Origin of the sequence: Candidatus Hydrogenedens sp., assembly GCA_035378955.1 — a bacterium.
GTDB lineage: Bacteria > Hydrogenedentota > Hydrogenedentia > Hydrogenedentales > Hydrogenedentaceae > Hydrogenedens.
The window spans coordinates 33,178-48,844 of the sequence record DAOSUS010000009.1 but is presented as its reverse complement, the minus strand read 5'-3'; the positions used below and the strand labels follow the sequence as shown (position 1 = coordinate 48,844).

The following is a 15,667-nucleotide window of genomic DNA, read 5'->3' as shown; positions in this document are numbered from 1 at the left end:
AGATAGGTTATTTTTTAATTTCAACAAGACCGAAAGTCATAGATGCTTCTGCCACAACTTGATTTTCGACAGAAGCAATTACTTTCGCTTTGAATAAATCATTTTTGTAATACAACATCTCTGCTTCTACAACAAGCTGGTCCCCAGGAACGACCAATCGTCTTAGAGAAGCATTTTCAATTCCAATGAAATAGGCCTGATAAAGGGGCGGTTCTCCATTTTCACGGAAGATAAGGACAGAAGAGACCTGTGCCATGGCTTCAAGAATTAAAACACTGGGCATTACTGGAACATCAGGCCAGTGTCCCTGGAAGAAAGGTTCGTTTACAGTTACATTTTTTATACCTACGACTTTCTTCATAGAGGTGAATTCAATAATTCTATCAACAAGGAGAAACGGGTAGCGATGGGGCAATATCCTTAATATTTTGTTTACATCCAAAACAGGGATTTGTCGGTGTGCCGTTGGTCTTGGGTCATGAACAGCATAAATGCCATAGCCATTCAAATATACCTTTTTAATTTGTTTGGTAAACATAACATTTTTTTCGTGTCCGGATTTAACCCCAATAATATGTCCAATTAAGGGTCGCCCTAAAAGATAAGTATCTCCAAGCAAATCAAGGATTTTATGACGAACAAACTCATCTGGGAAACGAAGTCCATCGTTGAGAATTTCCTCATCACCAATAACTACGGCACTTTCCAGGCTACCTCCCATAATTAATCCCTGTTCTTTTAACATTTTTACTTCTTTTAAGAAACAAAAAGTTCGAGCAGGGGCTATTTGTGTCATAAAAGTCTCTTCGTTGACAGGAAAGCTTGCATATTGGGTGCCGATAGCTACATGGTCATAGGCAATGGTCATTGTTACTCGCAACTCATCTGATGGAAGAACATTTAATGTAACTTCATCCTGTCGATAGTAAACAGGTCTATCCACGACCAAAGCTCTTTTAGGTTCTTCTTGTTCAGTAATTCCTGCTTTTAAAAGGCAGTTCATTACAGGGAGGGCACTTCCATCTCCATTGGGTATTTCTTCATTATCAAGTTCTATATATAGATTATCAATGCCTAACCCTGCCATAGCCGCTAAGCCATGTTCAACTGTGCGGACTTTAGCACTGCCAATACCTATAGTCGTGCCACGGGAAACATCAATAACATGGTCAATATCAGCAGGGATAGCCGGTTTACCCGCCATATCTGTTCGTATAAAAATTATACCTGTGTCGGGAGGAGCAGGTTTGAATGTCACTGTGGTTAAACTTCCACTATGTAACCCAACTCCAGAGAAGGATACTTCTTTGCTAATTGTTCTTTGGTTCTTCATACGCAATCATTCTCTATTTTTTGAATTTTCATTTCAAGGTCTTTAACTCTTTTAAGTAGTTCCGGGACATATTGCTGAGCAACTAATATTCTCTTGGCTCGAGAATGCTCTACCGCAGGAAATCCCGAAACAATAGCGTCTTTTTCTACCGATTTTGCTACACCTGACCATGCGCCAATGGTCACATTATCGCCAATTGTGATATGTCCGTTAATACCAGCACCTGCACCGATACGGACACAATTGCCTATTACTGCACTTCCAGCAATACCTGTAGTAGCGGCAATGGCACAATTTTCTCCAATTTTAACATTATGTCCTATCTGAACTAAATTATCAATTTTAGTTCCTGAACCTATTTTTGTCTCTCCAAAGGTTGCTCTATCAATACAGGTATTACTCCCAATTTCTACATTATCACCAATAATTACCCGTCCCATCTGGGGGACTTTAATCCATTCCTTTCCATCGAACACAAAACCAAATCCGTCGGTTCCAATACAAACTCCAGAATGTATAATACATTGAGAACCTACAGTGGTATTCTCCCGAATAGTCACATTAGGGAAAATACAGGTACTCTCACCTATCTGGCAATTATCACCAATATAAACATTGGGGAAGATTATGGTATTTTTTCCGATTTGCGTGTTTTTTCCGATAAACACAAACGGACCTATTGCAATTCCTTCTTCTAATTGGACATCATCTCCAATAATAGCGGTAGAATGAACTCCCTTAGGAATGGAAGGTTGAGAGAATCCAAATTTTTGCAATATTTGAATAAAAGCAATTTCTGGATTTTTTACAGCAATGCACACCATTTTTTCAGGCAGGGGGACTGTTGGTTCTTCTGCTATAAGAACTGCTGATGCATGTGTTTGTGAAAGGTAGGCTTCATATTTTTTATCACGAATAAAGATTAAATCACCTTCTCGAGCATTCTCAATGCTATTAAGCCCGGTTATTAAAGTATTTTCCTCTCCCCTAATAATTTTGCCATCTACCCATTGTGCTATTTGTATTGCTTTTATTTGCATCTGTTTTCAAATATTCAAATATGATTATAGTATTGGACAATTCTACCGAAGTTATTTTTTAGGTTTCGGTGTAACGGTTACGGAAGAATTAGAATTTAACTGAGTCAGAACTTTAGAAGTAATATCCATAGTTGGACTATGGTATAACAAACTGCTTTTCAGGGACTTCCCTGCATTAAAAACAAGATGGTAATTATCCGAAGTTGCTATTATATTTATAGCATTCTGAATATCATCTAAGCATTCACGAATAATTCTTTCTTCTTTACTATCAATGGTTTTTTGCCGTTTTTCAAGTTCAGCCCGATATGAAGCCGCTTCTTGTTCTATCTTCATTTTCAAATCAAGTTTTTCTTCATCACTCATAGTTGCTTTACCGGATTCAAGTTTTTTACGGTCTTCTTCAATTCGGTTCATTAGATTATCGAGGTCTTTTTGTTGGGCATCTACTTCTTTTTGAAGTTCTTCGTATTTTTGTTTTCTTTTGTTGTACTCCCTCATAACAAGTTCAACATCCACAACAGCAATTCTGTAAGATGTCCCTGTATCGGCACTTTTAGCAGGTTCTTGTGCCATTACAGACTTTAAAGGAATTAAAATACAACTTAAAACAAATAATGAAATGAAAAAATATCTCCCTTTCACAACTTTTCCTTTCTTTTTAATAGGGTTAATTAACAATTCAATATAATTAACGAAAGTATATCACATTTTTATTTTAAATTTCATTATCTCCTATGATAAAGAAAAGTAACTTTTAACTATGTGGAGAATTAAAACTGTAAACCTGTGGTCAAATGTAATTTACCGCTTCCTTGGTCTTCATCTGGATTAAGCGGTATACCATAATCTATACGAATAGGACCAAATTTTGGAATTTCAGCTCCTAAACCAAGACCGGCACTATATCTCAAATCTGATAAATCAAGGTCATCCTCATCTTTCCATACACCACCCATATCTACAAAGGAGTAGATACGAATCATGTTTGTTAATTTATACTTTAATTCTAAATTATTAACCAGACGGAGATTTCCTCCTTCTGCAATCCAATCTCCAAACCAGCCATACTCACGAATCTTAGGTCCTATATCGCGATAGTCATAACCACGGACTGTCGTAGTTCCACCCGCATAGAATCTATAAATCAGTGGGATATAATCAGAATCGCCATATTCTGTCATCCAGCCTTCACGAGTTCTTAACATTAAGACCCATTTTTGATTTTTGTCTAATGCTTTAAACCATGACAAATCGAATTGTAATTTCACAAAATTATTGTCACCGCCAAGCCCTGCAAGTTCTGAACTTAAAATAGCATTAATGCCACGAGAAGGGTCTCTGGGACGGTCTAAAGTATTTCTTTCAAGACTCAACACGGTACTAACTGTGGTTGAATTCTCTGTTTGTCGGCGAATTTCTCTATTAACAAACCATGGCAAATCACTAATATCTACATCTTCTACACGGAAAGATAAGCGGGCAGTATTATATAATGAAAGAGCCTTTCCAAATCGGATTTGTCCGCCTGCCTGATTTTCGCGATAATCAGCACCACCTCTTACCCAATAGGATTCATTATAAAGGTCAACACCCAAAGATATGGGATAACCAAAGATTTCAGGGTCTGTAAAACTTACATTATAACGGTCTCTTCTATCTCCCAGGTGAACACGGGCAGAAAATTGTTGTCCTCCACCGGAGAAGTGAGGCCAATTTGTAATGTCAAAGTTTCTCAGGCGAAGTTGTGCAAATCCACCAATACCTTCATCTGTGCTATAACCTGCTCCGAACAAAAATGTATTAGTTTTACCTTCTTCTACATCTACAAGTAAATTGGAATATCTTGGGTCAACATCATCATCTGTAAGTGTAATACGAACCTTATCAAAGTAATCTGTATTTTCAAGTCTTAGCTTACTGGATTCTATAGAGGAACCGTCATACCTTTCACCGGGTTTTATTAACATTTGACTGCGAATTACATTATCTTGGGTAACATCGTTGCCGGTAACATCTATTTGTTTAATATATTTCAATTCTCCTTCGGATATATTGTATGCGATATTTGTTGTTTTATTTTGTTCATCTTTGGACACTTGGGGTGTAACTGTTGCATCCACATAACCACTATCGCGATATTTAATTTCTAATTTTTGGGCATCTTTGGCAACCTGTCCTTTATTGTGAATATCTTCGGGCTTTACCTTTATCTCTTTTTCAAATTCATCATTGTCAAACACACTATTATTGGCGTATTGGATTGACTTGACTTTGTATTGTTCACCCTCTTCTACAAATAATTTTATTTTTAGTTTTTTACCACCATCCGTATAAAGAACATCCGTATGAGTCACTTTTGCATCTAAATATCCATTATCTCCATATTTGTTCACGACATTGTCCAAATCGTTTTCAAACTTTGTTTCATCATACTTTCCACCTAAAAACCACCAGGCAGGTCTTGTTTTCATTGCCTTTTTAATCTGTCGGTCTGATAAAGCGCTATTCCCTTCGATTTCTATTTCCTTAATACGGGCTTTTTTCCCTTCATCAATAGAATAAATAATTCGGACAAGTCCAGGGTCTATTTTTTCTGTTATAATATCAACTTTCGTATTTGCATAACCTTTCCCCTGGTACATATTGATAATAGACTTTCTATCTTCTTCACATAATTCTGGAATAAAAGAAGCCCCTCGTTTTTGTTTCAAAGTTGGTTCTATAGCGCGGGGTTTTATTTTTTTACAACCAATTATTTTAACATCTGCGATTCTTCGTTCTTCTTCAACAACGAATACAACTTTTACTCCATTTCCCTCTGGAGTAACCTCGGCGTCAACTTTTACAAAATAACCCAGCCCATAAATTCTTTTTAAATCTCTTGCGATAGAACGAGGATTTAAGTTTTGTCCTGTTTTCGTTTCTACCTGTCCTAATACTACCTGCTCATTAATTTTTTCTAATCCTTTTACCTGAACAGAAACTACTTCTTTTCCGGCATATTCCTCTAATTGAGCCATAACATTACCGCAAAATAGAATGATAACGAAAAAACAGCCCACATACATATATCTTATTTTAAACATTTAACAAATCCCTTTATTAGTTTGTTAATTTATTTTCAATGTTTTGCCTACAGTAAGCCCTAATTAATTACTTATTAATTTTACTGTATTATTATCGTTTTTTTGCAACTGATTTTCAAATTCGTTTTCTTTCTGAGCAAATTCTAATTTTTTATTATCCTCAGAAACTTTAATTAGTATAGTATTTCCTTCTTTAATATCGCCAATAAGTAACTTCTCTGCAAGGGGGTCTTCTATATTTTGTTGTATAGCCCGTCTTAAAGGTCGAGCCCCATATTCTTCACTGCTACTAATTTGCACAAGGAATTTTTTCGCTTCAGGTGTAATTTCTAATTTTACCTGTTTCTCACTTAATTTATTAGCAACTTCGGCTATCTGTATATCAACAATTTTTTCTAATTCTTCTTGAGTAAGCCTATGAAATACTAAAATTTCATCTAACCTATTTAAAAACTCGGGATTAAAAGTTTTCCGAACCTCTTCCATAACACGGTCCCGCATTTTTTCATATTCTTCCTCAACAGAATCTTTCTGGAATCCTAATGAAGTTGATTTCCCTATCTTACGGGCACCGATATTGGATGTCAATACAATAACTGTATTTTTGAAATCTATTTTTCTTCCACTTCCATCTGTCATCTGACCTTCTTCAAGAATCTGAAGTAGTGCATTAAATATGTCTGGGTGAGCCTTTTCTATTTCATCGAATAATACAACTGAGTAAGGTCTTCTTCGCACCTGTTCTGTAAGTTGACCCCCTTCATCATAACCAATATATCCCGGAGGAGCACCCATTAAACGGGATACAGTAAATTTTTCCATGTATTCTGACATATCTAATGTAATTAATGCTCGTTCATCTCCGAACAAAAACTCTGCCAGTTTCTTAGCAAGGAGTGTTTTACCTACACCTGTGGGACCTAAGAAAAGGAAGGAACCCACCGGGCGATTGCTATGTCTTATACCGGCTCTTGACCTTTGTATGGCTCGGGTAATTGCGTCAATAGCCATGTCTTGCCCTACAATAGATTTATGCAATTCATCTCGCATACGAAGTAATCGTTCGGTTTCTGTTTCTCCAATTTTGGTAAGGGGAACACCTGTCCATTTGGACACAACATAAGCAATATCTTCTGATGTTACAATTGCCTGAGAAGAATCTCTCTGCAATTCCCATTCTTTCTTCTTTTCCTGATACTGGGCTTGCAGACGGCGTTCTTTATCCCTCAGCGAAGCTGCCTTTTCAAATTCCTGATGTTTTATTGCTATTTCTTTTTCTTGCGTTACTTTTTCTATTTCTGTTTCTAATTCCTTTAATTCTTTGGGACGTGTGGTTATTTGCAGTCGGACACGACTACCTGCTTCATCCAGCACATCTATTGCTTTATCGGGCAAATAACGGTCCGTGATGTATTGGTCGGAAAGTTTTACCGCAGCAATAATAGCATCATCCATATACTTAACTTTGTGATGGGCTTCATATTTATCTCGAAGTCCCATTAAAATTCTTATGGTTTCTTCGGGAGAAGGGGCTTCAACAAAAATTGTTTGAAAGCGTCTTGCTAAAGCAGCATCTTTTTCAATATATTTCCGATATTCATCGGCAGTTGTAGCACCAATACATTGTAGTTCTCCTCGTGCAAGCGCAGGTTTTAACATATTGGCTGCGTCCACAGCTCCTTCAGCAGCACCAGCACCAACAATAGTATGTATCTCGTCAATAAAAAGGATTATATTGTCTTCCCTTTGAATTTCTCTCATTACACTTTTTAATCGTTCTTCAAATTGTCCTCGATATTTTGTTCCTGCAATAACAGACCCTAAATCCAATGTCAATACTCTTTTATTAAGAAGTAAATCGGGAACATTTCCATTAATAATAGCCTGAGCAAGTCCTTCTACAATTGCGGTCTTACCTACGCCAGCCTCTCCGATTAAAATGGGATTGTTCTTGGTTCTTCTACTTAATATTTGCACAACACGCTCTATCTCCGTTTCCCTACCAATTACGGGGTCTAATTTTCCTTCCCTTGCTAAAAAGGTCAGGTCTCTGCCAAATGTATCAAGAGCCGGCGTTGATGATTTCTTTCGTTCATACATTTCACTTTTACCACCGGATTTACCATGCTCTCCAAGTAGTTTCATAATTTCTGTTTGTGCTCGATTTAAATCCACACCAAACTCTGCCAATAATTTAGCAGCGACACTTTCCCCTTCTTTGATTAGCCCTAAAAGTATATGTTCTGTCCCAATATAAGTATGATTAAAACGATGAGCCTCCTCCGCTGCCATTTCTAATACTTTTTTTGCACGGGGAGTGTATGTTATTTCTTCTGATATAAGTAAAGCAGGTCCTTGTGGGCTTCGATGTTCGATTTCTTGCGTTATTTGTTCTAAATCCACTCCCATATTCATTAAGGCTTTTGCAGCAATCCCTTCAACTTCAAGACAAAGAGCAAAGAGAATATGTTCGGTTCGGACATATTCACTGCCCCTTTTCGAGGCTTCTGTTCGAGCAACCGCTATTACATGTCGGGCTCTCTCTGTGAAGCGTTCCCACAACATTTATTTTTCTCCCTGAAAATATATTTTTATGAATAATTAATTATTAAATATTTCTTTAAATCGATTGGCACGCATCAAACTCATCTTTATTGTGTTATTACCATTAGAAGTCAAATTTACAATAATATGCCCTCCTTGAAGTTCAAACAACAAAGATAACGGTAATGAGGAAATTGAGTTTGATGTTAAATTTAAGGAAAAACCTAACTGCAGAGCAGACCACAATTCTATTGCTTCCGGAAATTCTAAAAATCGGGCTCCTTTGGCAACACCTTCGGCTCTGCCTACCATATCTTCTAATGTTAGTTTACTGGATGCAAGTAGTTTTTGCCTTGCATCCATTTCTGCTTTTGTTATCTCACTAACCATATGAGATAAGGAAAAAACTATCTCCGCCTCAGAAAAACCTAAAGTATATCTATTGCCAATTACAAATAAACTACCCACAGTTTCAATCAAACCTACAGCAACAGGAGACGATAAAGAGCTATGGAAACCCTGCTCAATTAGGTGTTTGGGTATCGCCAGAGGTCGTGCATCTGCAGGAGGTCCTGTTCTTATACCTTTAAGGTAAAAACCTAACGATTTTAATTTTTCTTCCCAGAGCATAATACTTCCTGTTCTTGCTAAACCGGGAAGGTGGAGTATAGTAAATAATTTTAACCCTGTTCCGATGAGGTTTAAATCTGAAGTCAAAAAACCTAAGCGTGGGTCGGTCATATAATCTACAGAAGAACTGATACTATCATCTACCTGATTCAAGAGTTCCCAAACTTTTTCTACTTGAAGCCCAGCAAACACAACACGGAAAGCAATATGTTCTCCTGCATTTACCATTACAGAAAAACGTTGGTCTTTGCTAATAAATGCTCCTCGATGTCCAATCCCGGAAAGCAAATCATAAGATACAAGAAAACGCTCTGACAAAAACAGATTTTCTCGCGGAGAAATTCCCGCAAAACTAATGTAATCATCTATGGAAACCCCATCCAATCGGAGAGATTTTTCCTTCAGTAAATCCTCAAGTCGCTGTTTTTCTTCTTCACTCATTCTCATAGGGAAAAAGAAACCTGCAACATTGCGACATAATGTTCCTACGGTTAAAATAGATACAGGTGCACCATATACTTCTTCTTTCCACCAAACTGGCTTATTTTCGACCCATGTTTTCATCATCATAAGTTAATTTTTACCTATTTTCCATGAAGATAGCATTTTTTCTAAGTCTAAAATTTCATCACGCAATTTTGCTGCAGATTCATAATCCTCCGATTTAATGGCTTGTCGTATTAATGCCTTTTTTGTATCGAGCAGGATTTGAGCCTGAATCCGTTCTTCATCATTAGCATAATTTAGTTTTTTACCTATATGGGAACTCCCTCCCTGAATAACTTCAAGGATAGATTCAATTTCAGGTCCGAAAGTTTTGTAGCAAGTAAAACAACCCACTTTATATTTTTCTTGAATATAATTAATTTGTGTTCCACAAACCGAACACAAAGTTTTAGTCTTTGACCTCTTTACAATCTCCTCTGGCTCTTCATGTCGTTCTTTAACTTGGGGTTCAACTGAAGCAAAGTTAAACCCCTTCGGATTTTTCTGAATTTCCAGTAAACAGTCGGGGCATAAATGAATTTCTGTTACATGACCATCAATTACTTCCGCATATCGGACTGAAGCAAGTTTTTTATGACATCTCTGACAAAGCATTCCGTGTTCCTTTAATATTTATATAATTATAACATTATAAGTATATCCCCTTCACATCAGTAAGTTTTGTATATAGGTTTAAAATTTGAGGAAAGAGAGTAAAATTATCTACAATAAATCTAACTCAAATTTTCATTCTATAATTAAAAACACCTCCACAATGAATAAGAAGAAAAAAACATATAAATTTACAATAGGAAAAGTGGCTATAAACAATCAAAACTTAATAAAGTTTGTTTGTATAGCACTTGCTTTGTATCTTCTAATTGCAGTTCTTCATGGTTTACTACCTGGTATCTGGGAGAAATCTTTTGGTGGTAAAGAGGGAAAAGGACCTTTCCGAATTTTAATGTTCACTCCCCTTCTTATTTCACTGTTGTTTTTTACTCTTGTTAAATACAACTTCAGGAAAACTATATTCTTAAAACCTAAAACCAGTTCTATAAGAATCATCATCCAGCCTAATTCACATCGGGGTCCCCCTTCTTATAATTAAAAAATTACCTGCCTTAATTATATCTATTTTTCCTTTTTCGTCATTGTTAATTATTATTTTTACAAGTTTAACATTGTTTAATTATAAGGAGTAATATAATGAGAAAACATGGTTTTACCCTAATTGAATTACTGGTAGTTATAGCCATAATTGGAATTTTGGCGGCTATTTTGTTGCCGGCTTTAGCACGGGCTCGTGAAGCAGCACGAAGGTCCAGTTGCCAAAATAATTTAAAGCAATGGGGACTGATTTTTAAGATGTATTCCAGTGAAGCCAAAGGAGAACGGTTTCCAATGATCCTTATCAATTCCGAACCTCTCTATGATTGTGAAACTCTCACTCCCACAGGCACATACAATTATGTCTATGGGTTAAACCCCCGAATTTCCACAATTTATCCTGAATATTTAACAGACCCATCTATACTTATTTGCCCATCCAATTCATCGGTTTCAGTAAACAACCTGAAGAATTCTAAAGGTGAATGGACTATAAATTATGCTTGTGTTAATACTTCAGGCGGTTTATTACATTCTGCAGGTATTCGATTAGGTTGTAGTAGTTACATATATACAGGTTGGGTTTTTGACCGTTGTGAATTGGATGACCCTTCTACAAATTTAGCACCGTTTCAAGCCACAAAAATAGGAAGTAGACAGTTATGGCGTGCTCTTGCTTATACGGCTATGCAAGGGGCTATGGCACATAACTATGCCGTTGCTGATATGGATATACCTGGACTTTCTCCTGATGGCAATGCCGGTGGAGATACCGTTTACAGACTTCGTGAAGGTATTGAAAGATTTCTAATTACCGATATCAATAATCCAGCCACTAAAGCACAAGCACAAAGCAGTGTATGGATTATGTTTGATGTTATTGGGATAGGCGATAAAGCAAGTTATTTTAATCATATCCCCGGTGGTTGTAATGTGTTGTATTTAGATGGACATGTTGAATTTATTCGCTACGAAGGGAAAGCCCCCGTAAACCGATATGTAGCAGAATGTTTAAGTGCAATTCCGTATGCTCTATCATTTCATGAACACTAAACCGAACTCTTAATAAACAGTAATAATATCTTGCACAATAGGCTTACCATATTCGACTTCGCCTACTTTAATATGTAGGTTGGGTAAAATGTGAACATCGGCAAAGCCATGTGTATGTCCACATAAAACCAGGAATTGATGATACATACTGCTTACAGCCATTTCTTGGATTACCTCACCAATAGCACCACAGGTGTAGTTGGGTAACCATTTTGCATCTCCTCTTCTTCCCTGGTGCCAACAGGCTTCTGCAAAAGGAGGCACATGGGTAGCAATGATGATAAATTGGGCACGGTTCATTGCCTCAGGTAATGCACGAGCGATGTAATTTGCAGAATCTTTACCTAAAGATTGAATCACCTGTTTAATTTGGGGTCTATCCAACCCTACAAGTTCTTTAATAAATATGTAATCACTCATTTTTGTATCAGAACGGTCAAAATCTCCCAAACGGGCATCTCCCCATCCATCACAACCAATTAGAACCGTATTGGGGGTAAGTGAAACCAATCCAACTTCAGGCAACCAACGCACCCTCTGGGAATATCTCGTAATCTGTCGCACCTTTTGTCGAACTTGTTCGATAGAACCATGATAATAATCATGATTTCCTAAAACAAAATATACAGGACAGGTAAAAACTCTATCCATATATAGCAACCATTTATCCACAGTCTCTGCGGTAGATATATCACCTGTAATTACTGCTACAGAAGGCTTCTGTTCTGCCATCTCTTTAATAAAAGAAGCCCCTTGTTCTGGGGAAAGGTGGTCTAAATGAATATCGGTTGCCCATAAGAGTTTTATAGTTTGTTTTTTCTCGCCATTCGTTTTACTATTTTTTATTGTTGACATACTACAATAGTTTTCATATTAGTTTATGTAGTTTCTGCCAAATTTTTGTCATGCTTTATCATAATAACACAAGCAATTGAGGTTAATACTACTATAATACCTAAAATTAATCCTAAATTAAGTTTCAGTCTGTTAAAGAAAATTTCGAATAAAGTGGTAAAAACAACCTGACTTAATCCCGTAACTGAAATCCACTGAGGTTTTCCTGTTCCATAAGCGTATGTTAAAAATATCTGTCCCAATGTTCCACTTAACCCTATTACCACAAGTAATGCTCCATATTTCTCAAGAATTTCTGTAAATACGGGCATATCTGATTTTGAAAGATAGAATATACAAAAGGTTGTCATTAAAGCAACTGCACTATAATGACTGACAACAGTTATAGGGGTAATAAATCCACAAAAACTTAAACTTACCATTGCGGACCCTGCACAAATGGCTCCTAAAAAATCCACAAAGATAGGGATAAAATCCCCTCGAAATTGTGGTTTTTCTATCAAATAAATACCTAAAAAAGTAGAAATAACAAATACCCAGAATAAAGAAGGCACTTTATCAGAAAATATGATGTACATAATGAGAGTAACCCAGATAGGAGTTGTGGCAGAAATCGTAACAGCATCAGTAGCATTCATTCGAGATAAAGAATAAAAGGTACAGAGTAACGCAATGGTACCTAAAATACTTCGCAACCATAAAGAAAGTGAATTCAATACAAGGATTTTTTCTTTACGAATTAATGCTATTATTCCCACAAAAATAAATGTAGGAGCAATTCGGAAAAAAGCAACTATAATCCATGAAAGATTGGTTCCAATTACACTTCCACAAACAGCCATAATGGAAAAACAAAAAGCAGAACATAACATATAAAAATATGGGAATAACAATTTCATCTTTTTTCTGATATATGGTAATATACACTTTACTTATTTCATAAGGTCATTTAAGAGGAAAATAATATGTGTTATGATTGGTATTTTTCAAAAAATGTTTCTGGTTTTTTGAAAATGGCCTTTAAATTACTTTTGATTTCTTGTTTTTTAATTCATTCAGGATGTGCACTATTTCATCAGAAAAAGGGACAATTCACAACCAATCAAGATATTTCTCTCCATTATGTAGAAAAAGGCGAAGGACAACCTGTTATTCTAATTCATGGTATTCTTGCAAATTCAGACCTTAATTGGCGGTTTCCAGGAATTATGAACAGGCTTTCTAAAAATTTTTATGTCATATCTTTTGATTTAAGGGGACATGGAAAATCAGACAAACCCCATGGGAAAGAAATGTATGGCATTCATCTGGTTAATGATGTTTGTAAAATTATGGAACATCTTAATATAAGTAAAGCACACATTGTTGGATATTCTCTCGGAGGATTTATAGCACTAAAATTCGCTACTTGCTATCCTGAAAAAGTTTATTCTGTAACAATTGCGGGAGCAGGATGGGAAAAATCTACACAGGAAAATTTAAACAGGCTGGAAAATATTTATACAGCGATGCGAAATAATAATGATTGCACTCCTCTATTTGAACTCGTTGGAATGAGGAAACAAGGATTGGAACGAATTTCTATTGCTATTGGGAATTGGTATTTTCGCAAAACAAATGATTTGGATGTAATAGCAGATTTATTGGAAAGCACCCCAGAATTAGAAGTAAAGGAAGAGGATTTAAAAAATTGTAATGTTCCCATATTGCTTATTGGGGGAACAGCAGACCCCATGTGCAAAACCATCCCTGAATTAAATGATGTATTGCCCAATAGCCAAATTGTCTGGATAAATAAAGGAACTCATTTAACCACTTTATTTCAAAAAGAATTTGTCAAATCTATTGAAAAATTTTTAATAAACCACAAACAACCATAAGGATGGATACCTATGAATATTCTGTTTTTTATTTTACTTATTTTGATTGCCCTTATATTAATAGGTTTTGGTGTCATTATATTTTTACTAAAATATCGGGTTCAAGGAAATTTCTTTGATTCTAATGGATGTAAGATACATTACCGTGTTGAGGGAAGTGGTCCCCCGTTAATTCTTATACATGGATATGGTGTGAATGCGGATATTAACTGGAGATGGAATGGACTTATTCGTAAACTTAAAAAACATTTTACTACAATTTCTTTTGACCTTCGAGGGCATGGACTGAGTGATAAACCAACAGAACCGGGTAGTTATGGTATTGAAATGGCAAAAGATGTAATCCGACTTATGGACCATCTAAAAATCCCCAAAGCATATATTATGGGTTATTCTATGGGTGGATTTACTACATTAAAATTAGTAACCATGTATCCAGAAAGAATAATTAAGGCGGTAGTAGGTGGAGCAGGTTTTGAAAAAGTAGATGGTGACAATGTCCGAATTTTAATGGAGTTGGTCGAATCTCTTGAAAGTGGGAAAGGCTATGCTCCTCTTACAAAGGCTCTGGAACCTGATAGGAAAGAGCCTCCCCTATGGAAAATTAAATTACTTGATTTTGGATTAAATATGCTTTCTGATTCACGGGCTATGGCTAATGTAATGAAACAGTTTCCCGAAATGGCAGTCACTGAAGAGCAATTAAAATATAATCAAGTCCCTGTTCTCGCAATAGTAGGGACAAACGACCCTTTGAAAGTAGGCGTTATAGAAATGGAAAAATATTTGAGCAATGCTCAATTTGTTTATTTAGAAGGTAGGGACCACATGACCGCAATGACAGGAACAAAATTTTATAATATTGCTCTTGAATTTTTGAAAGATAAAAAATAAAAGTTATCACTTACCAAAACGGTTTGTAAATATAAAATAAAGAATGGTTTTAAGTATACGGAAGGAATCATAAAATTTGCGGAAATGGGAAGAGCGGTTTTTTTCTTCATAGATGGACGATATTGGGATAGTCCCTATTTTCTTTTTTTCCTTTAAAGCCAATAGTAAAATCCATGTTTCTGTTTCATATCTTCCGGGAGGAACAGATTTAACAATCTCCTGAGCAAAGGAACGGGAATACAAACGAAAACCGCATTGTGTATCTGATAAAGGACACTTTACCAATATACGGAGAAGATATTGAGTTATGTAATTTCCCAATTTACTGGGAAGAGGCGTTTTCTCAGGTTTCAGGTCGCGTTGTCCTATTATAATATCTTCTTTCTTATTTTCCCATTCTTCAATGAACAAAGGCAGTAATTCGGGGTCGTGTTGACCATCGGCATCCATAAAACAAATTAATTCGTATTGTGGAAGATTTAAGACATGCTTTAAGCCTTCCATAATTGCATATCCTTTCCCTTTATTTACAGGAAAAGAAATAACAGACACAGGCATATTTAATACAGATGCAATACAATTATCTGTGGACCCATCATCAACAATGTAAATATCAAATGGAAATTTTGTAACCGCTTTGATGACTTTTTCTAATCGGTTACCTGCATTATAACATGGGATAATAACTGCTACATTATTTTTTGTTTCATGGGACATTCTGGATTGTATTCTTTTTTAATTAACCTAAATTTT

The 15,667-nt window shown here is 36.0% G+C and carries 14 protein-coding genes; 4 read left to right on the top strand and 10 right to left on the bottom strand.

Features of this window, described 5'->3' with window-relative positions:
* Window positions 1-7: 7 nt before the first annotated feature.
* The 7 genes from lpxC to PLA12_03640 all read right to left on the bottom strand — a co-directional run bounded on the left by lpxC (window position 8) and on the right by PLA12_03640 (window position 9,737).
* Window positions 8-1,333 carry a UDP-3-O-acyl-N-acetylglucosamine deacetylase gene (gene lpxC, locus PLA12_03670; protein ID HOQ31593.1) on the bottom strand — a complete coding sequence of 442 codons (1,326 nt, stop codon included), beginning with the start codon at window positions 1,331-1,333 and terminating at the stop codon, window positions 8-10.
* Complete coding sequence (gene lpxD, locus PLA12_03665; protein HOQ31592.1) at window positions 1,330-2,373, bottom strand: UDP-3-O-(3-hydroxymyristoyl)glucosamine N-acyltransferase; 1,044 nt, start codon at window positions 2,371-2,373, stop codon at window positions 1,330-1,332. The genes lpxC and lpxD overlap by 4 nt, the downstream gene beginning before the upstream one ends.
* A 51-nt stretch (window positions 2,374-2,424) precedes the next feature.
* The gene (locus tag PLA12_03660; GenBank protein HOQ31591.1) at window positions 2,425-3,018 is read right to left on the bottom strand and encodes an OmpH family outer membrane protein; all 594 of its coding nucleotides are present in this window, start codon (window positions 3,016-3,018) and stop codon (window positions 2,425-2,427) included.
* Between the two features lie 128 nt (window positions 3,019-3,146).
* A complete protein-coding gene (gene bamA, locus PLA12_03655) occupies window positions 3,147-5,462 on the bottom strand; it encodes an outer membrane protein assembly factor BamA (protein HOQ31590.1) in 2,316 nt (771 codons plus the stop codon).
* Window positions 5,463-5,525: 63 nt separating this feature from the next.
* Window positions 5,526-8,027 carry an ATP-dependent Clp protease ATP-binding subunit gene (locus PLA12_03650; protein ID HOQ31589.1) on the bottom strand — a complete coding sequence of 834 codons (2,502 nt, stop codon included), beginning with the start codon at window positions 8,025-8,027 and terminating at the stop codon, window positions 5,526-5,528.
* 36 nt (window positions 8,028-8,063) lie between these two features.
* Window positions 8,064-9,206 (bottom strand): hypothetical protein, encoded by a 1,143-nt coding sequence (locus tag PLA12_03645; GenBank protein HOQ31588.1) that lies wholly within the window; start codon window positions 9,204-9,206, stop codon window positions 8,064-8,066.
* A 3-nt stretch (window positions 9,207-9,209) separates the two neighbouring features.
* A complete protein-coding gene (locus PLA12_03640) occupies window positions 9,210-9,737 on the bottom strand; it encodes a UvrB/UvrC motif-containing protein (protein HOQ31587.1) in 528 nt (175 codons plus the stop codon).
* 160 nt (window positions 9,738-9,897) lie between these two features.
* Here PLA12_03640 and PLA12_03635 point away from each other — a divergent pair, with 160 nt between their 5' ends.
* Both PLA12_03635 and PLA12_03630 read left to right on the top strand, forming a co-directional pair.
* Window positions 9,898-10,233: a hypothetical protein gene (locus PLA12_03635; GenBank protein ID HOQ31586.1), complete on the top strand. Its 336-nt coding sequence runs from the start codon at window positions 9,898-9,900 to the stop codon at window positions 10,231-10,233.
* A gap of 98 nt (window positions 10,234-10,331) precedes the next feature.
* Complete coding sequence (locus PLA12_03630; protein ID HOQ31585.1) at window positions 10,332-11,285, top strand: DUF1559 domain-containing protein; 954 nt, start codon at window positions 10,332-10,334, stop codon at window positions 11,283-11,285.
* Between the two features lie 9 nt (window positions 11,286-11,294).
* On the opposite strand, the gene PLA12_03625 is transcribed toward PLA12_03630, so the two are convergent.
* Both PLA12_03625 and PLA12_03620 read right to left on the bottom strand, forming a co-directional pair.
* Window positions 11,295-12,140, bottom strand: coding sequence for a metallophosphoesterase (locus tag PLA12_03625; protein ID HOQ31584.1), 846 nt, complete (start codon window positions 12,138-12,140; stop codon window positions 11,295-11,297).
* 23 nt (window positions 12,141-12,163) lie between these two features.
* Window positions 12,164-13,039: a DMT family transporter gene (locus tag PLA12_03620; protein ID HOQ31583.1), complete on the bottom strand. Its 876-nt coding sequence runs from the start codon at window positions 13,037-13,039 to the stop codon at window positions 12,164-12,166.
* Between the two features lie 66 nt (window positions 13,040-13,105).
* Here PLA12_03620 and PLA12_03615 point away from each other — a divergent pair, with 66 nt between their 5' ends.
* Together PLA12_03615 and PLA12_03610 are read left to right on the top strand one after the other, a co-directional pair.
* On the top strand, window positions 13,106-14,020 hold the full coding sequence (locus PLA12_03615) for an alpha/beta hydrolase (protein ID HOQ31582.1): 915 nt from the start codon (window positions 13,106-13,108) through the stop codon (window positions 14,018-14,020).
* A 12-nt stretch (window positions 14,021-14,032) separates the two neighbouring features.
* Window positions 14,033-14,914, top strand: a complete 882-nt coding sequence (locus tag PLA12_03610) for an alpha/beta hydrolase (protein HOQ31581.1) — start codon at window positions 14,033-14,035, stop codon at window positions 14,912-14,914.
* Between the two features lie 6 nt (window positions 14,915-14,920).
* On the opposite strand, the gene PLA12_03605 is transcribed toward PLA12_03610, so the two are convergent.
* Complete coding sequence (locus PLA12_03605) at window positions 14,921-15,631, bottom strand: glycosyltransferase family 2 protein (GenBank protein ID HOQ31580.1); 711 nt, start codon at window positions 15,629-15,631, stop codon at window positions 14,921-14,923.
* Between the last annotated feature and the right edge of the window lie 36 nt (window positions 15,632-15,667).